Here is a 23,366-nt window from a genome sequence, read left to right as displayed (position 1 = left end):
TGTGACGTCGTCGTCCATGACTGAACTTGGAACAGGCAGGATCCACATGAACATCAACACGTCCGAGATTTTTCGCCGTTTTCAGGCGGATGGCTTGCTGACCCGCCAGATTGGTCCTGACGTGACGATAGCGGCCATTGCGCCGGTCGAGCTTTGTGGTCCGGGGCACCTGGTCTTCGTCGACCATCCCAAATACCTGCCGATCGTCGCCGCCCAGCGGCCTGCCGCGGTCATCACTACCGATGCCTGTGCCGAGCGCATCGACAGCGATGAACTTGCAGTGCTCATCTCGCCCAACGTGCGGCTTGCGATCGCGCTGATCAAACAGGCTTTCGACGACCGAGACGTGCGCGCGAGCGAGTGGCCGCGCCGCCATCCTGCCGCGATCGTGCATGACAGCGTACACGTCCCGGATGATGTGCTGGTGGGCCCCGGCGCGGTCATCGGGGCTGGCGTCGAACTCGGTTCGGGCGCTGTCGTCATGGCGAACGTCGTGATCGAGCGCGACGCCGTGATCGGCCGCAATACCGTGCTGCACCCCGGTTGTTTCATTGGTTATCAATGCCGCATCGGCGCTGATTGCATCCTGAAGCCGGGCTGCGTCATCGGGTCGGAGGGTTTTGGCTTTGCTCAGGATCAGCATCGGCACAATCATCGTATTCCCCATACCGGTTGCGTGATCATCGAGGATCGCGTCGTGATCGGCGCGAATACCACGATCGATCGGGCCACCTATGGTGCCACGGTGATCAAGAGCGGTGCCGTAATCGACGCGCTTTGCCACCTGGGCCACAACGTGGAAATCGGTGAGGACTGTATCATTTGCGCGCATACCGGGATCTCCGGCTCGAGCAAGTTCGGCAAACGCGTGATCGCGACCGGTCAGACCGGGGTGCTCGACCACGTCGTCGTCGCGGACGACTGCGTGCTGTTGCACCGGGCCGGCGTCAATAACAGCATCAAGGAGCCGGGGATGTATGCCGGCGGGCCGACGCAGCCGCTGCAGCACTATCTCAAGAACATGGCCGTCGTGCCCAAGCTGCACGATATCTGGGCACGACTGAAGCGTCTCGAAAAAAATGTGGAGCGTTTGGCCCGCGAGTCCTGACGGCGCCCGGACGCAGGGGCGCGACCGACGCCAGCGTGAGCGGGCGATGTGCGCGATCATCGCGGTGCGGCGGCAACTGGCGATGAGACGCCTGGCCCTGGTATTCCTGGGCGCCACCACACTGATGGGCTGCGCCGACGGCCTGGGTGTGTCTCCCTGGCTCGCTGGGGATTGGAAGTGCGGTGCCCGCGACAGCAATGGAAATGTCTTCTTTGGCATAGCCGCTTCCCAGGAGGCCGCCCTGGAAAAGGCGCGCTGGCAGTGTGTCAGCGGAAGCCCCTACAAGCAAACGTGTGCTGCGGACCGTTCCTATTGTGAGCAACTGCGCTAGCAGGGCCCGATCGTTGCCCGTCCCGGAATGCCGGTAGCGACGGGTGCCTGCCGCATAGATCCGCTCCCCACACACGGTCGCGACGGATCGGTCCGGCAGCCTAGCGTTACTCAGCCGGCTGATCTTAGTCGGCGCTTCGCGATGTGTTCGAGTGACAGCACCGCGTGATAGGCCGCGTCGGTAGTCTGTTCGAGCGTCCCCAGGATCTCGGTCCAGTTGTTTTCGTCGACCAGGGGCAGCGAACTCAGCCGTCGCTGCGTCTTCCGCCATTCGTGGTACAGCGTATCGGCGGTTTCTTCCAGCCGCTTCAGCGTCTCGCGACAGGTACGCAGTCGATCCAGCGTGTTCTCGGGGTATAGCGCCACCTCCTCGTGCAGCCGCGTGATCATCGACAATAGCGTCGCGAGCAGCTCGTGCCCGGCGGGCTCGGCGCGCTTGGGCCGACAGATGTCGATACTCCGTGCGGTGTCGTTGATCCCGTCCGCAATGTCGTCCAAATGCCGGACGAACTGCTCGGTGATGTGGGTGAGTTCGGAGTAGGGCTCGGCCTGCAACGCCTGATACGCCGCTGCTGTCAGCCGGTCGCCGATTTCCTCCAGCCGCTTCACCTCGGCGATGTAGGTTTCCGGTTCGGGCAGGTGCAAAAACACCTGGCTCAGGGCGTGACCGCAATCCGTGATGTTGTCGACTTGATCCCGAAATATCCGGCGCAGTGCGTCGGCGGGGGACAGTGTGGAATAGTCGTGTTGCATCCGATGGTTCCAAATGAAGCGTCGGCCCGAGCGCGAAGACCAGGCAGACTAGGCAATACCTCGGGTCAGTGCCGGCCATGAAAGGGTATCGGCCCCGGATGACGCGAATGTGACGGTCCCCCTTCGTGGGGACCCGTGTCAAACGGTCAGACCTGGGATAGAGTGTTGTCATGCCCGCGTCGCCGGCGAGACTGTGCGGCCGCCCGGCTTCGGGTCGTTGGCCGATCGCCGTGGGCTTAAGCGGATAGTCGCCTTGCAGGACCGAGGCATCTGCCAGTCGCTGCCACCATCGTGACGCCGGCCGCTTCTCCCGAATTCCCGAATGCCTTTGTCCAAAAGCCTGGAGGTCGCCATGAAGGTTCTCGTTGCCGACAAATTCGAGCGGAGCGGTCTCGACGGCCTGAAGGCAGCCGGATGCGAGGTTTTGTTCGAGCCTGAGCTGTCCGGCGACGGGCTCGTGCAGGCCATTGCAGCCTCTCAAGCTGACGTGCTGATCGTGCGCAGTACCCAGGTGACCGCGCCGATGCTTGACGCGGGACGGCTGGCCCTGATCGTTCGCGCCGGGGCCGGCTACAACACGATCGATGTCGCCGGCGCGTCGCGGCGCGGCATCTATGTGTCGAATTGCCCGGGACGCAACGCGATTGCCGTCGCTGAACTCGCCTTCGGACTGATCCTCGCGCTCGATCGACGAATCCCCGACAACGTGGCCGATCTGCGTGCTGGCCAGTGGAACAAGAAGGAGTACTCGAAGGCCCAGGGGCTGTGCGGCCGCACACTCGGTCTGCTGGGCAGCGGCAACATTGCGCGGGAAATGGTGCGGCGTGCGGCCGCTTTCGGCCTCGATGTCGTGCTTTGGAGCCGTCGCTTTGACGGCCGGCAGCGACCGTTGAACGAGATCGAAGCGGGTGAGCTGGGCCTCGGAGCGGCTCTGCGCGCGATCCGGATAGATCTTGCACCCACCCCGGGGGATGTGGCGGCCGCTGCGGACATTTTGAGCCTGCATCTGGCGCTCGCGCCGGATACCCGGAATCTCGTCGATGCCGAACTGCTGGCCCGGCTGAAACCCGGCGCCTTTTTCGTCAACACCGCCCGGGCCGAACTCGTGGATGCCGCGGCGCTGGCGACAGCCGTGCGCGACCGAGGTTTGCGGGTGGCGCTGGATGTGTTCGCGGCCGAGCCGCCGGGCGCCACCGGCGCCTTCTCGGACCCGCTGGTCGGGCTACCCGGTGTGTATGGCACTCACCATATCGGCGCTTCGACGGATCAGGCTCAGGAAGCCATCGCCCAAGAGACCGTGCGTATCGTCCGCAGTTACAAGGAGACGGGCAAGGTGCCCAATGTGGTGAATCTGGCCCGGCGGACTCCCGCGACGCACCGCCTTGTGGTCCGCCACCGCGATCGTCCCGGCGTGCTCGCGCATGTCTTTGCGCTGCTGCGCGAGGCGGATCTCAACGTGCAGGAAACCGAGAACATCGTGTTCGAAGGCGCCGAGGCCGCTGTGGCCCGAATCAATCTCGACGGTGTGCCCCCGCCCGATCTCTGCGGCCGCATCGCGGCGGGTAGCCATGATGTGCTCGATTTGCAGGTGATCGCGCTCTGATGAACCCGGGGGGCGACATTGCCGCAATGCGGTTCGGCAACACCACCGGGGGCCGAATGAGCCGATGAACTGCAGGCGCGGGTTGCCGGGCCGACCGCGGTCAGCGCTGCGAAGATCGAATGCTGCGTTTCATCGCGGCCGCGTTGATGTCCCCGCTTTCGCGGCAGAATAGCGGGAAACCTCCTTTCGCCACGGGACGATGAACATGCCGACGCATCCTGAAGAACGGGCCCGCCGCGTGGCCGAGGAAAGGGCTCAGAGGACGCTGGAACTGGCGGCCGGCCGGGCTGAAGCCATCGCCGCTGATGCCGCGGCGCGAGCCGCTGCGCTGGGCGGCCGGCTCGATCTCAAGACGCCCACGTTTCACTCGGCAGGCCGTGATGAAATGGGCCATGCAAGGCCGGCGATCAGTGCTGACGGGCTCAGGGAAGCCATTGCCTTACGCGCGTATTTCAGGGCGGAGCAGCGCAGCTTCGAGCCAGGATGGGCAACCGAGGACTGGCTGGAGGCCGAACGGGAAGTTTCTGCTGCGGCTCTGGCGCTGGCCGACGAAGGCGAATCCTGAGCCGTCCGAACTCCAGCAGCCGCGTCGACTTATAATCCGCGCTGCAGCGCGTGCCCTGGTGCCCGGACGATCAAGTGCGGGCCGACGGGCCGCGTCCGATCTGTTTTCGTGCTTCCTACCACAGAGAGAGTGACATGAGTTCCGACTATCGGTATGACCCGGCGGCGGCGCCGTTCGATGCGAGCGCGCAGGGCTACCACCCAAACAACGCAGCATGGCTTGCGGCCGCTTCGAATCTCGCCTACGAGGACGAGAAGACCATCCAGACCGTGGTGCGCCAATGGGGTTTCGACCGGTTTCGTTTCCTGCATGCGACCGAGCACAACGATGAGAACGGGTTGCCGATGCCGGTGGACACCCAGGGGTATGTGTGTCGCAGCGACAAGGCGCTGCTGATTGCGTTCCGTGGTACCGAGGTCACCCAGATCAAGGACTGGTTCACCGATCTGATTGCGATCGCGGTGCCGGCTCCGAGCGGCGTTGGCAAGATCCACAAGGGCTTTGCGGCGGGGCTCGCTGCCGTCTGGCCACAGATCGAGCAGGCCCTGGAAGAGCACTACGATGGACAGGTGCCGATCTGGATCACCGGCCACAGCCTCGGGGGCGCGCTCGCGACGCTTGCGACTAACCAGCTTCGCTTCAATGCCCGGATGCCGGTGCAAGGACTCTACACGTTTGGACAGCCGCGCGTCGGCGACCGCGAGTTCATCAAGTTTCTTCGGCTGGCGATGCCGGGGCGTATCGTCCGCTTCATTAACAACAAGGACATCGTGCCTCAGGTACCGGCTCCCGGCATCCTGCTGAAATACTGGCATGGAGATCGGGAAGCGCGCTTTGCAGCCGAGGGCGATCTCATTCTGGAGCTGTCGTGGTGGCTGCGAATGCGGTCGAAGTTGAAGGGATCGGCCAAGGACATCCGTATCCTGGGCCTCGATTCGCTGACCGACCACAGCATGGATCGCTATGTGGAGTTGACTCGACGGCAAACGAAGACGACTTCCTCCTGAAACGACCGGAAGCGCAGCGCCAGCCCGGCGCTAGGCCAGGTCTTGCGTTTGTCGCAGCGTGCGCAGGGTGTGCCGCGCTGTTTCAAAGTCGAAGGCCAGAATTTGCCGTTCCAGCTGGGTACAGTGCGGTCCGAAGCTTGTACGGATTATCCCGGCGCGCTGGCGAAACAGATTGATGGCGCTAACGTCGCTCTGTTCCAGCCGCTTCTCCAGTTCATCGAGTGTGTCCCGAAGCTCCGGCGAGTCGGTCGGCGCCGAATCGTCCGCCGGTTCCGCACCGACGGCCCGCTGTACGGGCAGAGCGTCTGAAAGGATCTCAAACTCGCCCGTCACCGCGAGTATGGCGCGGTGCAGGTCGTCGCTGTGGGAGTTCGTTGCGCCCTCGACGGCGAGGGTTTCTTCCACCCGCCGCGCCATCGCGGACAGGCTTTCTGCTCCCAGCGTAGCCGCCGTGCCCTTCAAGGTGTGAGCGATGCGCCGCGCGGCGACCGGGTCGCCGGCGTCCAGGCTGGCGGTGAGCCGAGCCATGTCGTCCGTGTGTGCTGCGACGAAACGGACGAGTAAATCCAGGTACTTCTCGGCGTTGCCCCGCAGCACGCCCAGTCCGCGCGCCAGATCGAGGCCTGGCGTGTTCGCCAGGGAGGCCAGGGTCGACTGCAGTGGCGTCTGGAGAAGCGGTGTGCCCGTTGCGTGCGGTTCCTTGCCCGAGAGCAAGGGTTGGCGCGGCTTCGGCGGCAGCCATTTCACCAGCGCTGCGTAGAGCGCGCCGGGCTCGACCGGTTTGGCAATGAAATCATTCATGCCCGCGGCTTCGCAGGCGCGATGATCCTCCTCGAAGGCGTTGGCCGTAATCGCCAGGATCGGGACGTCTTTCCCTTCGGGCAGGGCGCGTATCGCCCGGGTGGCCTCCAGCCCATCCATGTTCGGCATCTGGATATCCATCAGGATCAGATCGAAGGCTTGGGCCTGAACCTTGGCCAGGGCTTCGCAACCGTCGGTCGCACTGTCGACCTGTAAGCCGACGCCGTGCAGTAGTTCCAGCGCGACCTCACGGTTGATGGCGTTGTCTTCGACCAAGAGGATATGGGCGCGCGGGTAGGGGCGCCGCAGCAGGGTCTCGGGCTCCGTCATGGCGACGCCGGGTGCGGTGTCCACCGCACCGTGACCGCGCTGCAGGCGCGCAGTGAACCAGAATGTGCTGCCTATTCCAGGCGTACTCTCGGCTCCAACCGTGCCACCCATGAGCTGTGCCAGCCGCTGAGTGATCGCCAGTCCCAGCCCGGTGCCGCCATGTTCGCGGGTGGTGGAGGTGTCCGCTTGTTCGAAGGCCTGAAACACGCGTGCCAGCGCATGCGGTGCGATGCCGACCCCGGTGTCCGCGACCTCGAAGCGCACCAGCCACTCATCGGCGGTTTGCTCCAGTACGCGTGCCCGCAGGGTGATCGCACCCCGTTCGGTGAACTTCACGGCGTTGCCCGCATAGTTCAGCAAGGCCTGGCGCAAGCGTGTGGGATCGCCCCGCAACCAGAGTTGCGCCGGGTCGGCCTCGACGGTGACGGTGAGTCCTTTGGCCTGGGCAGCGTCGCTGATCAGCGAGCGCACTTGATCCAGCAAGCTGCCCAGGGCGATGTTGCTGTGTTCGAGTTGGAGTTTCCCGGCCTCGATCTTGGAAAGATCGAGGATGTCGTTCACGATGGACAGCAGATGTCGGCCGGCGCTGTCGACCTTGTCGAGGCGTTCGATCTGGGCTGGCGTCGCGTCCGAACGCCGCAGCAGATGCGTCAGCCCAAGTATCGCGTTTAGTGGCGTTCGAATTTCATGACTCATGTTGGCAAGAAAGACCGACTTGGCGCGATTGGCCGCTTCGGCTTGCAGGTGGGCCTGAGCGAGTTCGGCAGTCCGTTCGGCCACACGTTCTTCCAGATGTTCCCGGTGCCGGGCCAGCTCCGCTTCGGCGGCCAACCGCCCGGTCAGATCCCTCAATACGGCGAAATAGCGTTGTTCCGACAATACCCGCGCCGTCACCTCGGCGGGAAACAGCGAGCCATTCTTGCGCCGGTGCCGCCAGATGCCCCGATGGGGACTCCCATGCATCATGAGCGGTACCTCTTGGTCGAGTCGTGCATGTTCATCGTCAGCGAGGATATCAGGGAGGCGGAGCCGCGATAGTTCCTCGTAGCCGTAACCGAGCATGGCCAGCGCCGCCGGATTCGCGTCCAGGAAGCGGTGATCGGGTGTCAGCAGCAGAATACCGTCGACGGACTGTTCGAACAGGTTGCGAAAGCTTGCCTCGCTTTCCCGCTGGGCCTGTTCGGCTTCCTTGCGTGCGGTGACGTCCAGCACCACCCCACGCATCCGCAAGGCTTTTCCGGCCGCGTCGAACTCGAACTGTCCGGAGCCGGCGATCCAGTGGACGCTCCCGTCGGGCCAGACGACACGGAACTCTTGTGCGAACAAGTCGCGGCTGGTGACGCAACGGGCGACTTCGGCATTCAAGGCTGGGAGGTCGTCGGGGTGGAGGCGTTGCGCAAACATCTCGTAGGTGCCGTCGAACTCTGTCGGGCCGAAGCCCCAAAGTTGCTCGTGGCGGCGCGACCAGGCGATTCCGCCATGCGCCATATTCCAGTCGAACACGCCCACTTGAGCGGCGTCGAGGGCCAGCCGAAGACGCTCCTCGCTGGCTGACAGGGCCTGTTCCTGCGCTTTGCGATGGGTGATGTCACGGATGATGAGGAGGAAACCGCGTGCGCCATCGCCCGGGCCGAACACGGCCGAGCCCTTGACGGAGAGCCACCGGATGGAGCCATCCGGAAGTCTGGCGCGACAATCCACGTCGAGTGCGTCAGTCACCGAGCGCTTTAACCGAACGAGAAATTCCTGCCAGGCCAAGACATCCTCGGGCTGCAGATAGGTCTCGAATGTTTTGCCGAGCGCCTCGGCAGTTGCTTCGCCCATCAGTTCGGCCCAGTTCGGCGACAGATAGCTGAGACGCCCTTCAGGATCCATTTCGGCCATAACGTCGCTCGCATTCTCGATCAGCCCCCGGAAGCGGCGTTCGCTTTCAGCCAACGCGCTCCGCGTTCGCCATTGCTGCAGGAACAGGCCGTATAAAGCCGTCAGGCGACGCAGCACCGCGACCGACTCCTCCGAATAGTCGTTCGGCGCATTCGCCAGGGCGATCTGTCCGAGCACGGTATCGCCGACGACGGCCGGCACCGCTAGATAACGCTGCAGTGGCACGTGACCCTGCGGCACGCCACGGGAGGCCGGATGCCGGGGAGGCGTGTTCGTGAAGAACGGCTGACGCGTGTTCAACGCCTGTCCCCACAAGCCGGTATACGAGCCATCAGGATTGACCGGGAAGACGACCCGCTGATCCGGCACATCGATACGGCACTCCTTGCCCATCATCGCGGTCAGGGTATGGGCGACGTGATCCCCGGTGTCGGGGTCGATCGAGGCGACGAAGCCGTGCTCGCTGCCGGTGAGGCGCTGCGCATGGCTGAGCACCAGGGGTGCGATCTGTTCGATGGTGACATCGGGTGCCAGCAATTCGGCGGAAAGCTCCGCGAGCGCCGTGTCGACGAGGGAGTGGCGGTTCAGGTTCTCCTGGGTCTTGAACAAGGTTTGGTAATGGGCTTTGGCATTCCGTTGCCAGAACAGACCGAAAAGGACGATGACGGCGACGATGGCCAATGCGATGTATCCGACGAGCAATCGGGCCATGTGCTGCCAGTGGGCGAAGACTTCGGCCCAGTCGACCTTGGACACCAGGAACCAGTCAGAGTCGGGAACCTTCGTCAGGACGGCGACAACCTGGGTTCCTCGATAGTCCTTGCCTACGAATACCCCCTCGTGCCCCAGAACGGCACGGACTGCCGGGACATCGGTCATGGACAAGGGAATGCGAAGCGTCAGCGCGGTATCCGCGCGGTGCCGGAGCGGGTTCAGGAAGACCGCGTCCTGCCCGTCCCTGCGCACGAGTTCGGTCTCGGCGCTGGGGCTTGCAAGCGGCCAGGTTTGTAGCGCTGGAAACAGAAAATCGCGGGCATCGCTGCGGAGTACGATGGCGCCCAGCGGCGTTCGTCCGGTGCGATCCAGCAGCGGGGCGACAGCGTCGATCTCCACCCGGTTGTCGGGACCGCCATGCAACTCGCTCAAGGCAGCACCGCGGCGGTGCCACGCGTCATCCAGGGCCTCCCGCGTTTCGCGTGCGAGCCTGTGCTCGCGACCGGACAGACTGAGCCTGACCTTGCCCTGAGCATCCAGCACCAGCACGTCGATATAACCATAATGCCGGGTAAACGGCCGCAAGCGTTCCATGCTTTCGCTGCGTCGCTCCGGAGGCGATTCCCTAAGCCATTCGGCCGAGAACTGCTCGAAAAGCCGGCTCTCGGTGATCACGGCCGCATCGCTCAGCCGCTCCTTGCGCCAGTTTGCGATCTGTTCCGCCTTGAGGCGGGCGATCACTTCCAATTCATGGTTGGCGCGCTCGCGTAGCGACAGTTCCTGATAGCGAAACCAGGCTGGCCCACTGGTCAGAATGACGAGTACGGCGAGCAGTGCGCCGAGCAGGGACCAGATGGGAAACGACGGGGTCTGCTTCATACTGGCGAACGGGGGTGCAGGTCGCAGTTCAATATCGGGTCGAAGTCTATGTCGCGAGCGATGGTGCCCTTGACTCATCGCGTCGTACCTCTCGCCGGGAATAAATCCGACTGTGGGCATAAGCCCAAATGCCTATGTAATGATACGCTCGGCTGTTGTCCTGTGTTGCGTCGATGCGGTTCGGGTGGATTGATTGATTGACAACCCGGAGCACGGCGCGCAGCTTTGCGACTGTTTCCGTCCCCGGCCGCTCGAGGTGCCGGTTCCGATGTCCGACAGGTTCTTCCGACCCCGCGGTACCGCGATTTCCGACTATGCCCGTTGGGTCATTGCGACGGTTCTGGTTGCCGGCGCGTTCGGTAGTGGGATGAGGCAGCCCGCCGCGACACCGGGGGTTGTCATTCCGCCGCCGCAGTGGTCCGTCGTCGAGATTCCGGCAGGACGGGTCGATCAGGCCGTCGCCAGGCTCGATGGTCTTGCGGAGTCGTTACGCAACGCCACCGGCGTGCCGGGCATGGCGGTGGCGGTGGTTCATGGCGACCGTCTGCTTTACGCTCGAGGTTTCGGCCGCCGGCGGGTTGGATCTCCCGCAGCGGTCGACGCGGACACGGTATTCCAGTTGGCATCGGTATCGAAGCCGCTCGGCGCGACCGTGGTTGCCGCCGCCGTGGGTCGTGGCGGGATCGGATGGGATACGCCGGTTGCTCAGGCATGGCCCGGGTTCCGATTGAGCGATCCTTCCGTCACCCGGTGGGTGACGGTCGGCGATCTCTATGCGCATCGCAGCGGTTTGCCGGACCATGCCGGGGATACGTTGGAAGACCTCGGGTATGGTCGTCTGGCGATCCTGAACCGACTGCGCCATCTGCCATTGGCGCCATTTCGGGCGGTGTATGCCTACACCAATTTTGGTCTGACAGCGGCTGCCGAGGCCGTTGCCGCTGCCTACCGGATGCCGTGGGCGCGATTGTCGGAAGAACTGATCTATCGGCCGTTGGCGATGACATCGACCAGCTCGGACTTTGCCGTTTATGCGGCTCGCCGCAACAAGGCCGTCGGCCATGTCCGGGAGGGGGGCGCTTGGGTCGCCCGCGCCGCGCGCCAACCCGACGCGCAGAGTCCGGCGGGCGGCGCCAGTTCGAACGTCCGCGACATGGCTCGCTGGATGCAAATGGTGCTTGGGCTGGGCACTTTCGGTGGCAAGGAAATCGTCGCGCGTGCCGCGCTGCTGGAAGCCCTGGCGCCGCAGATCCGGTCCGATCCGCCGGCCCCGCCGGTGAACCGTTCTTCGTCCTACGGCTACGGTTTTGGCGTTGCCATTGACGGGGCAGGACGCGTCCGGCTGAGTCACTCGGGGGGGTTTGCGCTCGGCGCCGCGACCCAGGTGACCTTGTTGCCTTCGGAAAACCTCGGGATCGTCACGCTCACCAACGGCATGCCGATCGGCCTGCCCGAAGCGCTCAACGCCAGCTTCATGGACCTGGTCGAGACGGGGGCCGTGCAGCGCGATTGGTTGGACGCGTTCTGGACGCATGCCTTTGCGGGTTTCTACCGTAACCCGAGCGCCCTCGCCGGTCAGCCGCAACCGGTGACCCCGGGGCCTGCCCGGCAGTTGCAGGTTTACGCGGGCCGCTATGCCAACGCCTATTACGGTGAGGCTCGCGTCGTGGTAGATGCCGGCCAATTGACCATGGTGATCGGCCCCAAACCGATGAGCTTCCGGTTGACGCATTGGCGCGGGGACCAGTTTTCCTACGAGCCCGCGGGAGAGAACGCTGTCGGCAGGGCTGCCGTGACGTTCCGGGCCGATAGGTCGGGCCGCATTGACAGCCTCGAGGTTGAGAACTTCGAGGCGGGCGTGCGGGTACTGATGCGACAGGGATCGTGAGCGCGATGCCTGATCTGCGCCTGACCCGGGTCGCCCGCCGAGCCTTCAGGCCCGGCGTGAGCCGAGAGACTGCCACTGTGCCTCGGCGTAAGCGACGACGGATTTCTCGAGACGCTGTCCGGATAGCGCGTTCATTTCGCGCAGGCAGGAGGGGCTGGTGATGTTGACCTCCAGCACATGCCGTCCGACGATGTCGACGCCCGCGAAATGGATGCCGTGTTGCCGCAGCCAGTTGCCGATTAGAGCGCAGATGGCATGGTCGGATTCGACCAGATCACACGCCTCGCAATGGCCTCCGGCGTTGACATTGGAGCGGAAGTCTCCGTCGGCCGGCACGCGCCTGACCCAGCCTAGCACGTCTCCGCCGAGCAGCAGCACGCGTTTGTCGCCTTCTGCGATCTCGGGCAGGTAACGCTGTGCCTGCACGAAGCGCTGTCCGCCGACCGTTGCTTGCTCCAGCCGTTCCTGCCGCCGGGGATCGTCGCGCTGCAGCGTGATCACGCCGCGTCCGCTGCAGTCGTCGAGGGGCTTCACGACGATGTGGCTCATCCGTGCCAGAAAGGCATCCAGCGCGGCTGCGTCACGGGTCATCAGCGTCGGTGGCAGGAGTCCGGGAAGGTGCAGCGGAATCAGCTTCTCGCACTGGTTCCGCAAGGCTGGGGCCGGATTGATCTGGAGTACCAGCGGAGGCAGTCGTTCGAGGATCCAGGTTGCATGGATGTAGGCCGTGTCGACTGGCGGATCCTTGCGCATGTAGACGATGTCGCAGTCGGACCCGGCCAGCTCGTGTTCTTCCCCGGCCTCGAACAGGGCCTCAGCCGGCGTGAACGCCGCCGGCCGGACTTTCAGCGTGACGCGATCATTGTCGAGTTGCAGTCCGTCCAGCGTCGTAAAGAACACGCGATGTCCGCGCCGCTCGCTTTCGCGCATGAGCGCCAGCGAGGTATCCGTCGGCGGCGACAAGCGTTCGATCGGGTCAATGATGAATACCGACGTCAGGGCTGCCATGGATGGGTTTCGATGCGGGGTTCCCGGATCTGCCGCGCGACGAGGGCAGGGTAGCCTCCGAGGACTGGAGCTTAGTGCACATGCATCAGGCTGGTGCGTGGATCCTCGACCAGGAACCGCGCCACCGGGGCTCCTCCCGAACTGGTCCAGTTCACGATGCCGAGTTGCTGCGGCGTGAAATTGACCGTCTGCTGGCCCGGATGCAACGCCACGTCCAATGACCACTCGGGTATCAACAATCGGGCGCTGTCCGCGGTTTGTTCCCGCACGTCGATGATCCAGCGCACCGGCATACCGAGATGCAGCCGGTACTCGTCCGGCGTTGCGGCGCCCGCATTCAGTACGGTATGGACTTCCATGGCCGACATGCCCGAGTCGCGGACGAGTTCCTCGGGTACTGGCAGCGCCGGCAATTCGATGTTGGCCAGTTGAGCCTTTTGCTGCCAGTGATTCCATTCCAGCGCGATCGTTCTCAGGGTGCGGTTGTGCAGCGAGGCCAGATCCAGTTCGCTGCCCGTCATCTTCAGGCCGCGATTCAGCATGACGGCACCGAGGGCGACGACGATCACGGCCGAGGCGCGGATCAGCTTCGGCGTCATCTGCCGTGAGATCAGGCCGGCGAAAATCCCGAAACCCATCATCATCGGCAGGGTCCCGAGCCCGAAGAAAAACAGCATGCCCGCGCCGCGCGAGGCACTGCCGCTGCCCGCGGCCATGATGTACATCGCTTGCAGCGGGCCGCACAGGATCATCAGGCCATTCAGCAGACCGATGATGAAGGGGTGTCCGTATTTTCGGGACTGGGCGCCGATGAAGCGCAGCAGGAAGGGAGGGGTGCGGAAGCGGAACTCCTTGAGCCCGGGCAAAACGTCCAGCATGCCGAGCCCGAACAGCAGCAGGAAAATCCCGGCGGCGATGCCAATCACCCCGCGGAGCAGCGGCGTGAAGGCGACGACGGAGCCCAGCAAGCCGAAGGCGGCACCGATGGCGGTATACGACAGCGTCTTGCCAGTACCGTACAGCAGATGAATCATGTAAGACGGGCGTCCGCCGCTGGCCAGCTTCGCCGTGTAGCTCAGCACCAGTGCGCCACACATGCCGACGCAATGAAACCCGGTGAACAGGCCGACGATGAACAAGAGGCCAAAACTCATGTCTCGGCTCAGTGTCGGCAACCCCTTGACATGTTCCAGGTAACCGTCGAGATAGACGATCAATCCGACGCCCAGGGCGCCGATCAGGGTCCATGCCAGGCGGGGTCCGAGCGCGCTCTGACGCTGCGAAGCAGTGGGTCGCGAACTACGTTCTGCGGGCGGGCTTACAGCGCCGGCTGAGGTGTCGGATGGGGTAGGGGACATAGTCAAAAGAGTGCTTCAGGGCCTCTTGTAGGCGTCAAGCCGCGATTTTCGCACAGCCGATCCAGGTCTGCGCGTCCGCTGGCGGGTTGGGTTGTCGTGCGTGCGCACCACTCGGCTCGGGCAGCGCTTTAGCCGGATCGCTCACCGTGCGCTTGCGCGTGCTTGCCACGGGATCGTATCTTTGGCACACGGGAAGGCGCCGCGGCGGCACGTACCGGGGGCCATAATGTCCCTTCGGGTTTCCCGGATACGCGATCAACCTCCCTCCGGATTTTCGGAATTCCCAGTCAACAGGCGGCTACGATGTTCCCAATCAGCAGACATCCCTGGATCGTTCTCGGTACCGGCATCGCTGTCGGCTACCTGATCTACCGATACCGCGATGCCATCCGCGAGAAGGCGCGGTCGGCGGCTGAACAGACCGATGAAATCATGCGCGGGCCGCGGGAGCGGCTCCGGGATCTGTATGCGGCTGACGAGGCATCGGGCAGTGTCGGCGGCCCGTAATCCCGCCTTTGCGCAGCTAACCGTCGCGGGTGATGAGGCGGCGCGCGCTGACGCTCGTCCCCGCAGAGTGGTGCCGCCCGGCATTCGCGGCGCCGGTCTCGGGTTGCGTCGCAGCTTTGCCGCAGATCTGGCAGGTATGTCGCCCGCGGTCGATTTCCTTGAAATTGCTCCGGAAAACTGGATCGGAGTGGGTGGGTCTCTGGGCAAAGGATTCCGCGCCCTGACCGAGCGCTACCCCTTCGTCGCACACGGGCTTTCATTGTCCCTGGGCGGGCCGGCCCCGCTCGATCTGGAGTTGCTGCAAGCGCTGAAAGGGTTTCTTCGACAGCACGGTATTCGGCGATACAGCGAGCACCTGAGCTATTGCGGTGACGACGGACTGCTCTACGACCTGCTGCCGATTCCTTTCACCGAGGAAGCCGTCGTCCATGTCGCCGAGCGTATCCGCCGTGTGCAGGACATACTCGGTCAACGCATCGCGATCGAGAACGTCTCGTATTACGCCGCGCCGGGACAAGATATGGAGGAGTCCGATTTTCTGAACGCGGTCCTGAGGGAGGCCGACTGCGGCCTCTTGTTGGACGTCAACAACATCTACGTCAACAGCGTCAATCACGGCTACGATGCGGCTGCTTTTCTGGCAGCGATACCGGCGGACCGCATCGAGTATGCACATGTCGCCGGCCACTTTCAGCAGGCGCCGGACCTGCTCGTCGACACCCATGGCGCCTCGGTCATCGATCCGGTGTGGGCACTGCTCGATGAAGCGTATGGTCGGTTCGGCGTGTTTCCTACGCTGCTCGAACGCGACTTCAATCTGCCGCCCTTGACTGAATTGATCGGCGAGGTGGACACCATCCGCTCGATCCAGGTCAGGCATGCGCGCGTGGCTTGCGATGCCTGAGGAACTTCCGGCTTTTCAGCGGCTGCAGTACGCCTTTGCCGCCGCGGTCAGAGGTGCCGCGAAGACGGCGCCGCCGGACGGGGTTCCCGCCGAACGGCTGTCGCTGTACCGGGAACTGATTTTCCACAATCTCGAGAGTTTCGTCGCGGCGGGTTTCCCGGTGTTGCATGAGCTTTTGCCGCCGCAAGACTGGGAATCGTTGGTCCGGGACTTCGTCCGGCGCCATCGGAGCACCACGCCCTATTTCTCGGGTATTCCGGCCGAGTTCCTGTCGTTCCTGCAGGACGTGCGCGGCATGCAGCCCGGGGATCCCCCGTTCCTGCTGGAAATGGCGCATTACGAATGGGTTGAACTGGCCTTGTCGGTAGCCGGTGAAGAGCCGCCCGAGGAGCATGCCGAGCTCATGGCCGATCCCTTGGGATGCCGGATCATCCTTTCTCCGGTCGCTTGGCCGCTGGTGTACGAGTTCCCGGTGCACCTGATTGGCAGGGACTATCAGCCTGTCTGTGCGCCGCCCGAGCCAACCTTCCTGACGGTTTATCGCAGTCGCGAGGATCTGGTGCGCTTCCTGGAAATTAATCCCGCGACCTATCGCCTGTTGCAAGCCATCGACAACGAGCCTGGCCTTCATGCGACTGTCTATCTCGAGCAACTGGCCGGCGAACTGGGCTATTCCGACGCACGTGAGGTACTCGATTACGGGTCCGGTCTGTTGCGAAAGCTTGCTGTGCGCGGTGTGATCGGGATGGCAGCGGACGCCCACGCAACAGGGCAATAGGCGTCCCGGCCTGGTCTGGACACACCTGCAACGGTGACCGCGATCGCAGCGGTTATCGGGGCGCGAAGCTTCCGCGTATTCCGGTCGGTGGGGCCACGTCCCCGGCGAGCGCGCATGGCGCGTCGCCGAGGACCCGCTGGGTCGATTGCGGTTTGGCGCGGACCTACGGCTTCTGGTATTCGGGTACCAGATCGACCTCGATGCGGCGATTTGCCTGTCTACCCGCTGCGGTGTCGTTCGATTCCACCGGCTGGTACTCGCCGTGTCCGGCAGCGGTCAGCAGGCTCGGGTCTATGCCCTGCTTCTGAAGGTATTTCGCCACCTCGGCGGCACGGGCCGCGGACAGTTCCCAGTTCGTCGGAAAGTGGTGTCGCAAATGGCCCCCGATCGGGACGTTGTCCGTGTAGCCTTCAACTTCGATCCGATGATCTTTCAGATCCTTCAGCGCCGGCAGCATCTTGTCGAGCGTTGCCTTACCTCTAGAGTTCAGCTGCCAGCCTCCCTCGGGAAATAGGATCTCGTCCTCGACCGTGACCTTGAGGCGGTCCTGCAGGCGCTGAATCTTCACTTGATCGGCCTGGATTTCCGCTTCCAGCTGGGCGTTCAGTTGCCGCTCGGTGTCGTACATCCCCACCTCTTTGTCGTAGGTGGCTTGCGTCACGCAGCCGGCCAGTGCGACGGCAGCTGCAGCGAGTAGTGCGGTGGTTCGTGTAGTCATGACTTGGTCCTTGTTGTGTCTTGGCATCAGCGTGATTCACCGGCATAGGCCGGATGGGCAGGGATTGAAAACCCGGAGAGGTCGGTTCGTCCAGTGGAATCTTGCGACGCTTGCCCTGCCTCAGGGGACTTGGCGTTTCCGGCAGCACGGTGCGCGGACTTCCCGGCGCCTGTGATGTCCCGTTCACCGAGCTGTTGTGCGGAGCGACACTGAATCGCCGCGCCTATGCTTCAGTTACCACCGGAAACCCGTCTTGGGCGGTGGTTTACTTCAATCAAGCGTGTGACGCCGCCACGGATCGCAGGCGGCGGTCCTTCTGATCCATGCGATCCGCTGGCTGCGCCCTAGGGGCGTGTTTGCCGCTATGGCGTTTCACGTGGAGTTGGTCCGATGGCCATGCATGATCTGGGTAATCCATCCCGCTTTTTGGGGGGCGATCTGGAAGCCAGCCCCGATGACGATCTGGGCTCGGGCTTTGGGGATCCACTGGCGCCAGCCGAGGATGCGGCAAAGGATGGAACTTGCGACGCGCCGACTGGACGCAAGGGGGACAGGTACGACACGACCCGCATGTATCTCCAGGAACTGGCGAAATCAAGGCTGCTGACCGCGGCTCAGGAGCGGCATTTTGGCCGGCTGGCCCGGCAAGGGGACAACACGGCGTTCCGTATCATGGTCGAAGGCAACTTGCGTCTTGTCGTCAAGATATCCCACCGGTATCTAAACCGCGGCCTGCCCCTGCTGGATCTCATCGAAGAGGGCAACCTGGGGCTGATGCACGCGGTGAGCAAATTCGACGCCGACCGTGGTTTCCGGTTCTCCACCTATGCGACCTGGTGGATCCGGCAGGATATCGAGCGCGCGATCATGCGGCAGACCCGCACGATCCGTCTCCCGGTGGATGTCATCAAGGAACTGAATGTTTGCTTGCGGGCCTTTCGGCATCTAGCGGCCCGCATGGATCGTCCTCCTCGACCGAGGGACGTGGCGCGGTTCCTGGACAAGCCGATCGCGGAGGTGGAACGTGTGTTGAACCTCAATGAAAGGATCGCGTCGCTCGATGGTCCCGTACTGGGCAGCTCGGACTTGGCCTTGATCGATGAGATCGGCGACACGGGGCAACCGCCGTTGCTTGACCGCTTGCAGCAGGAGAGCGTGGCAGGAAAAGTGGACGAATGGCTGGACTGTCTGCCGCCGCGAGAGCGGGAGATACTTCGCCGCCGCTATGGCCTCCACGGCGGTGAGCCGGAAACGCTGGAGGAGGTCGCCCGAGCGGTGGGACTGACCGTGGAGGGTGTTCGGCAGGTTCAGATCAAGACCCTGAAAGAGCTGCGTGCACTGATCGAGAATCAGGGATTCAATGCCGAAAATCTGTTCCACTGAGGCCGGGTAATGCCTCTCCCGGGGTCTTGCGGTCATTCTATCCGCGGTGCCTGTTGCAACATCGAGGCGCTGGCCTGTCTTTTGCTGCATAATTGCAGTTTTCCCGAACCGATCGTCCCTCGTGCACTATGGCTGTTGAGCCAAGGCTCCGTAAATCTCCCCTTTGTATACCGCAGCGTCGGTCTGCCGCTACGTCGCGGATTACAAGCCCGTTCGTGGCGCTGATGCTGGCGACCGGACTTCCGGCTGCAGCCTGGTGTCCGCCATGCGGCGCCGTCCCCGCCCGCGGAGCCGGAGTGCAAGGGACACAAGATAGTGAGGCAAAGCTTCGCTTCAAGCGCCTGCTCGAGGCTGCCAAACGCGGCGATTCAGAAGCGGCGTTTCGCCTTGCCCACCTATACGAAACGGGGGAGGCAACCTCGCAGGACGATGCGGCGGCCGCGAACTGGTACCGCTACGCCGCGGAGAGAGGGTATGCCCAGGCTCAGTACAGCCTGGGTTCGCTCTTCGAGAACGGGAAAGGGGTGCCGCAGGATACGGAGCAGGCCGCGGTCTGGTACCGCAAGGCGGCCGAACAGGGATTGGCGCGGGCGCAATACCAGCTCGGCCTGCTCTACGATGACGGGTTGGGCGTGGCCCAGGACTACGCCGAAGCGGCCGCGTGGTATCGCCGGGCTGCGGAACAGGGTATTCCTTCGGCGCAATTCAACCTGGGTGGCATGTACTACGAAGGCAACGGCGTCCCTCAGGATTTCACGCAAGCCGCGTTGTGGTACCGGCGGGCGGCCGAACAGGGTGAGGCGCTGGCCCAAAACAATCTTGGCGTCATGTATCGCAAGGGCATCGGCGTCGAACAGAGCTTTACGGAAGCCGCCCGGTGGTTCCGGCAGGCCGCCGAGCAGGGGGACGCCTGGGGTCAGACCAATCTGGCCGGGCTATACGGTGAAGGGCTCGGCGTCTCCAGGGACTTCGCGGAGGCGGCCCTGTGGTATCGGCGCGCGGCCGAACAGGGTGACGCGGAGGCACAGTTCAGCCTCGGGCTCATGTATTCGCTGGGGCAAGGTGTGGTCCGCAGCGATGGCGATGCTGCCTGGTGGCTGGAAAAATCGGCAGCACAGGGCAATGTCGAAGCGCAGTACCGGCTGAGTGCCCTGTACGAGGAAGGGCGGGGAGTGCCCCGCGACTACGTTTCGGCACTGATGTGGGCCGGCTTGGCCGCGACCCAGGGTTATGAGCCGGCCATACGCGCCCGACAGTCCCTGTTGGCGCGCATGAGCGCTGCCGAGGTGGACGCCGCCCGGCAACGCATCGAGGAATGGGGGCTGGCGGCCGGCTTGTCGCAAGACTAGGTCTGGGCATTGGACGCGACTGTCGCCGAGAGCTTCGTTTGGCGGCGCCGGCCGGACGGCCGGCACGTTCCGGACCGGCTGAGAGCGCCCTTGCCCCGGGATGTCGCCAGTCCGTTGGGTGTTTGCCCCAACCAGTGTTTTCTATGGGCGTTTGGGGGGGGCTGAAAGCTGCGCGGCGGTGAAGTGCGGTTCGTTCAATTGTCCGTACGCCATGGCTTCGGTCGGAAATTCCTGGCTGGGTGGACGACGCGCCGGGACTCTGCGGAAGAGTGACCATACTGCGCGTCGGCGAGGAGTTGGGGCGGGTTCCACGGGCGCAGCCGGCGGGTGCTCCAAGGTCCGACCGCTGTCACTGGCGAGCCGTGCGGAGAGCGGGAACGACAACTGACATCCACAGCGTTCGACGGTGATGTCCGAGCGGTGAGCCAACAGCGCACAGAATGCACTGCTTCCCCGCGAGTCGTCGAAGAATGCGACGACGCGCCCCGCGACTTCGTAGGCGTAGCCTCCGTGAGAGGCGATCAGACGGCGGATCTGGGAGTCCATGACGTATCCTCTTTGTTGTACGCCCGACGACTCGTAGTTGCGGAATGCGCCCATCCGCAACACTTTGTTGTGAGTCTAGTACCGCTGCGTTTGCAGTGCAAGCGCCTTCCCGCGACGATTTTGCAGACCCGCCAGTACGGCAACCGCAGCGTTGCATCGGCCAGGCGTCGCTCGCGCAGTTCCGGCTCCTATGGAATTGCATCTGTATCTGTCCTGTGACATGCGGGTATAGTGGCGCCGGAACGGGAAGGGGGCGGGCCCTGCTCGCCCGCCCCGGGGTAACCACTCGGAGTTCATCTCTCGCGCAGGGGGTAGTGATGGAAATGTTGATAGCCGTAGTGACGATTGCGCTGATCGGCCTGGTCGGATACGCGATCTACACCGACCCGCCAAGCAGCGGGTGCTTGTCCGTGGATGCGGCGCGCGCGCGCGACGAAAAGTTGCAGCAGCAGGCCATGCGGAAACCTGCGGTCGTCCCCGACCCGGCAGTGCCTGAAAAGCCGGAAGCCCTGACGGCCGCTGTCCCGGCCGAGGCCTCTCCGGAGCACCCCGGGCAGTCCCCGTTGTTGCGAAATCCGTTGACGGGAGAGACGGCACCAGTGCCCAACAACTACCGCTTCGCCAAGCGATGGATTAAGCAAGCGATGGTGGAAGAGGGCCTCCTGGACAAGGTCTACGGCAACACCGACTTGGATGAGCCCAATGCCGCCAAAGTCAAGGCCGCGCTGATGCAGTTCAAGGATTTGCCCAAGTATCGCGCCTAGATCAGGCGCGATGTCGAATTCCACGGTCGCGCGAATGGGGTGGGGCGTCAACGTGTTCGATCATTTATCCTGGGTAGACACGGCGTTTAGTTGACCTTAAGGTTTGTGGTGGTATTCTAGATCCCAATCACAGTTTGGTTGCCACCGCTCCCTTGGTTCGGTGCGCCCCTGAAGTCCCGTCGAGTTTCACCTCCTCCTCGACGGGACTTTTTTATGCGCCAAGCAAAATGCATCACAGTGGCTATCGCACAGGCTGGCGCGGACCGGCCCCGAATGTCGCTCCCCCGAACGCGTGGGGCGCGGCAAGTGCATGCAGGTAGTGGTGTGCATCGGAAACCGGTCCCTCCGGGAGCGAAATGCGCTACGCCTTGCGGAATCACGTGACCGACCGCGCTAGCACGCTCAACACCGTCTCGATGTCCTGCCGACTGACGTCGCAGTGCGTCACGGCGCGTATCGTATCCTGCGACGTCGCAAACACCAGGATGCCTTGGCGCTTCAGGTCTTCGTAAAGCTGTGGCGCGGGTCGGTTCAACACCCGGAAGTTCACGACATTCGTTTCCACCAGGTGCGGATCGAGCTCGATTCCGGGCAGTGACGCAATTCCTTCGGCCAGTGTTCGGGCATTGGCATGATCCTCAGCGAGACGCTCGCGGTGATGCTCCAGCGCGTAGAGCGCTCCGGCTGCGACGATGCCGGCTTGGCGCATGCCGCCTCCGAACTGTTTTCGGAATCGCTCCGCGCGGAGCATCGTCTCCTGGTCGCCGGCCAGCGCCGAGCCTATCGGCGCGCCCAAACCCTTGGAGAAGCACACGCTCACGGTGTCGAAATGGTTCGCGTAGTCTCGCTCGGGGTGGCCGCTCGCGACGGCCGCATGCCATAACCGGGCGCCATCCATGTGCATGCGCAGTCGATGTTTACGGGCATGGCGTTCCACGGCCGCGATCGTCGTGAGCGGCCAGATGGAGCCGCCACCCTTGTTATGGGTGTTTTCGATGCAGACGAGCTTGGCGACCGGGTAGTGGATGTTGAGCGGACGAATGGCCGATTCCAGCGCCGCGGCACTGAAAATGCCGCGTTTGCCGTGGATCATGCGGCACGAAACCCCGGACAGCGCGGCTGCGGCGCCGACCTCGTAGTAGTGCACATGGGTCTTGTAATCCATGATGATTTCGTCGCCGGGCTCGGTCTGGCAACGCACCGCGACCTGATTCGACATGGTCCCCGAGGGCATGAACAACGCTGCCTCCTTGCCGAGGATCTCAGCCGTCCGCTCTTCGAGCGCTCGTACGGTCGGGTCCTCGCCATAGACCGAATCCCCGACTTCCGCCTCGTACATGGCTTTGCGCATGGCGGGTGTCGGGCGGGTCACGGTGTCGCTGCGCAAGTCGATCATGTCGTGTGGTTAGGCTGGCTAATGGCGTGGTGGCGCGCGCCCGGGAGTGGCGTCTGGGCGCGGGTTCAGTGGGATGGCCGGATGTCGGAAGAATGACCTTTCCGGAGCCGGTACGCCCGATTTTGGACGATCCGTCGCACCTGCGCCATCCCCCGTCCCGACGACGGAGTGTTCCCCGCCGTTGGCACTGTCGCCGCCGCGAGCTAGTGCCCGAAGAGTCGGTGGTCGATCAGATCGCAGAGGCAGTGGGTGATCAGCAGGTGGGCTTCCTGTACGCGCGCTGCCGCATCGGATGGGATGCGGAGCTCGACATCCGTGCTGGCCAGCAGCGGCGATAGGGCGCCCCCGTCACGACCGGTCAGGGCAATGACCCGCATGTCGCGGTCGTGTGCCGCGTTGGCGGCGGCGAGGATGTTCGGCGACGAACCGCAGATCGTGAACAGCATCAGGACATCGCCGGCATGCCCGAGTGCCCTGATCTGCTTGGCGAATACTTCCTCGAAGCGATGGTCCTGAGCGATGGCGGTCAACGTCGAGGTGTCGGAACTCAACGCAATCGCCGGGAGTCCCGGTCGCTCCTGCTCGAAACCGTTGAGCATCAGGCTCGCAAAGTGCTGGGAGTGTGCCGCGGAACCGGCATTGCCGCAGCAGAGGACCTTTCCGTCGCTCAATAAACAGTCGGTGATCGTTACCGCCGCCGCCTCGATGCATTCGCTCAGTTGCTCGGCGACCGACTCCAGCGTCGCGACGCTTTCAGCGATGTGGCTTGCGATTCGTTCGTGAATGCTCACCC

Annotated in this window: 19 protein-coding genes; 12 read left to right on the top strand and 7 right to left on the bottom strand. The window is 63.8% G+C overall.

Annotated features, from left to right (window positions below; all coding sequences use genetic code 11):
• The first annotated feature begins 46 nt into the window (after window positions 1-46).
• Entirely contained in the window at window positions 47-1,108 is a 1,062-nt protein-coding gene (gene lpxD / locus ACW73L_RS04310) for a UDP-3-O-(3-hydroxymyristoyl)glucosamine N-acyltransferase (RefSeq protein ID WP_498920185.1), read from the top strand.
• 46 nt (window positions 1,109-1,154) lie between these two features.
• Entirely contained in the window at window positions 1,155-1,439 is a 285-nt protein-coding gene (locus ACW73L_RS04305; protein WP_498920183.1) for a hypothetical protein, read from the top strand.
• Between the two features lie 110 nt (window positions 1,440-1,549).
• On the opposite strand, the gene ACW73L_RS04300 is transcribed toward ACW73L_RS04305, so the two are convergent.
• Complete coding sequence (locus ACW73L_RS04300) at window positions 1,550-2,191, bottom strand: DUF47 domain-containing protein (RefSeq protein WP_498920181.1); 642 nt, start codon at window positions 2,189-2,191, stop codon at window positions 1,550-1,552.
• Window positions 2,192-2,543: 352 nt separating this feature from the next.
• Between ACW73L_RS04300 and ACW73L_RS04295 the strand changes: the two genes are divergently transcribed.
• From ACW73L_RS04295 to ACW73L_RS04285, 3 genes are all read left to right on the top strand, one after another.
• A complete protein-coding gene (locus ACW73L_RS04295) occupies window positions 2,544-3,794 on the top strand; it encodes an NAD(P)-dependent oxidoreductase (RefSeq protein ID WP_498920179.1) in 1,251 nt (416 codons plus the stop codon).
• 205 nt (window positions 3,795-3,999) lie between these two features.
• On the top strand, window positions 4,000-4,359 hold the full coding sequence (locus tag ACW73L_RS04290; protein ID WP_498920177.1) for a DUF2934 domain-containing protein: 360 nt from the start codon (window positions 4,000-4,002) through the stop codon (window positions 4,357-4,359).
• A 134-nt stretch (window positions 4,360-4,493) separates the two neighbouring features.
• Window positions 4,494-5,366, top strand: coding sequence for a lipase family protein (locus tag ACW73L_RS04285; protein WP_498920176.1), 873 nt, complete (start codon window positions 4,494-4,496; stop codon window positions 5,364-5,366).
• Between the two features lie 30 nt (window positions 5,367-5,396).
• Here the strand turns inward: ACW73L_RS04285 and ACW73L_RS04280 are convergent, their stop codons facing one another.
• Window positions 5,397-9,974 carry a PAS domain S-box protein gene (locus tag ACW73L_RS04280; protein ID WP_498920174.1) on the bottom strand — a complete coding sequence of 1,526 codons (4,578 nt, stop codon included), beginning with the start codon at window positions 9,972-9,974 and terminating at the stop codon, window positions 5,397-5,399.
• Between the two features lie 268 nt (window positions 9,975-10,242).
• Here ACW73L_RS04280 and ACW73L_RS04275 point away from each other — a divergent pair, with 268 nt between their 5' ends.
• Window positions 10,243-11,862 carry a serine hydrolase gene (locus ACW73L_RS04275; protein WP_498920172.1) on the top strand — a complete coding sequence of 540 codons (1,620 nt, stop codon included), beginning with the start codon at window positions 10,243-10,245 and terminating at the stop codon, window positions 11,860-11,862.
• Window positions 11,863-11,907: 45 nt separating this feature from the next.
• Here the strand turns inward: ACW73L_RS04275 and gshB are convergent, their stop codons facing one another.
• Both gshB and ACW73L_RS04265 read right to left on the bottom strand, forming a co-directional pair.
• A complete protein-coding gene (gshB, locus tag ACW73L_RS04270) occupies window positions 11,908-12,870 on the bottom strand; it encodes a glutathione synthase (RefSeq protein WP_498920170.1) in 963 nt (320 codons plus the stop codon).
• Between the two features lie 71 nt (window positions 12,871-12,941).
• The gene (locus tag ACW73L_RS04265) at window positions 12,942-14,228 is read right to left on the bottom strand and encodes an urease accessory protein UreH domain-containing protein (protein ID WP_498920168.1); all 1,287 of its coding nucleotides are present in this window, start codon (window positions 14,226-14,228) and stop codon (window positions 12,942-12,944) included.
• Between the two features lie 303 nt (window positions 14,229-14,531).
• On the opposite strand from ACW73L_RS04265, the gene ACW73L_RS04260 reads away from it, so the two are divergent.
• The 3 genes from ACW73L_RS04260 (at window position 14,532) to ACW73L_RS04250 (ending at window position 16,417) form a co-directional block, all read left to right on the top strand.
• The gene (locus ACW73L_RS04260; protein ID WP_498920167.1) at window positions 14,532-14,735 is read left to right on the top strand and encodes a hypothetical protein; all 204 of its coding nucleotides are present in this window, start codon (window positions 14,532-14,534) and stop codon (window positions 14,733-14,735) included.
• Window positions 14,736-14,802: 67 nt separating this feature from the next.
• Window positions 14,803-15,639: an HvfB family MNIO-type RiPP peptide maturase gene (locus tag ACW73L_RS04255; protein ID WP_498920231.1), complete on the top strand. Its 837-nt coding sequence runs from the start codon at window positions 14,803-14,805 to the stop codon at window positions 15,637-15,639.
• Window positions 15,632-16,417 carry an HvfC family RiPP maturation protein gene (locus ACW73L_RS04250; RefSeq protein ID WP_498920165.1) on the top strand — a complete coding sequence of 262 codons (786 nt, stop codon included), beginning with the start codon at window positions 15,632-15,634 and terminating at the stop codon, window positions 16,415-16,417. Before ACW73L_RS04255 ends, ACW73L_RS04250 begins: the two co-directional genes overlap by 8 nt.
• Window positions 16,418-16,580: 163 nt before the next feature.
• Here ACW73L_RS04250 and ACW73L_RS04245 read toward each other — a convergent pair whose 3' ends face one another.
• Window positions 16,581-17,135: an OmpA/MotB family protein gene (locus ACW73L_RS04245; RefSeq protein ID WP_498920164.1), complete on the bottom strand. Its 555-nt coding sequence runs from the start codon at window positions 17,133-17,135 to the stop codon at window positions 16,581-16,583.
• Window positions 17,136-17,525: 390 nt separating this feature from the next.
• Here ACW73L_RS04245 and ACW73L_RS04240 point away from each other — a divergent pair, with 390 nt between their 5' ends.
• The 3 genes from ACW73L_RS04240 (at window position 17,526) to ACW73L_RS04230 (ending at window position 21,177) form a co-directional block, all read left to right on the top strand.
• Window positions 17,526-18,518, top strand: a complete 993-nt coding sequence (locus ACW73L_RS04240) for a sigma-70 family RNA polymerase sigma factor (RefSeq protein WP_498920162.1) — start codon at window positions 17,526-17,528, stop codon at window positions 18,516-18,518.
• Between the two features lie 296 nt (window positions 18,519-18,814).
• Window positions 18,815-19,867: an SEL1-like repeat protein gene (locus tag ACW73L_RS04235; protein ID WP_498920161.1), complete on the top strand. Its 1,053-nt coding sequence runs from the start codon at window positions 18,815-18,817 to the stop codon at window positions 19,865-19,867.
• A gap of 869 nt (window positions 19,868-20,736) precedes the next feature.
• Window positions 20,737-21,177 carry a hypothetical protein gene (locus tag ACW73L_RS04230; RefSeq protein WP_498920160.1) on the top strand — a complete coding sequence of 147 codons (441 nt, stop codon included), beginning with the start codon at window positions 20,737-20,739 and terminating at the stop codon, window positions 21,175-21,177.
• 376 nt (window positions 21,178-21,553) lie between these two features.
• Here the strand turns inward: ACW73L_RS04230 and ACW73L_RS04225 are convergent, their stop codons facing one another.
• Both ACW73L_RS04225 and ACW73L_RS04220 read right to left on the bottom strand, forming a co-directional pair.
• The gene (locus ACW73L_RS04225; RefSeq protein ID WP_498920158.1) at window positions 21,554-22,573 is read right to left on the bottom strand and encodes a threonine aldolase family protein; all 1,020 of its coding nucleotides are present in this window, start codon (window positions 22,571-22,573) and stop codon (window positions 21,554-21,556) included.
• A gap of 203 nt (window positions 22,574-22,776) precedes the next feature.
• Window positions 22,777-23,364 (bottom strand): D-sedoheptulose-7-phosphate isomerase, encoded by a 588-nt coding sequence (locus ACW73L_RS04220; RefSeq protein WP_498920157.1) that lies wholly within the window; start codon window positions 23,362-23,364, stop codon window positions 22,777-22,779.
• Between the last annotated feature and the right edge of the window lie 2 nt (window positions 23,365-23,366).

The organism is Methylolobus aquaticus (genome assembly GCF_054172105.1).
Note: the sequence above shows the minus strand (reverse complement) of the source record. Positions and strands in the feature narration are given on the sequence as shown.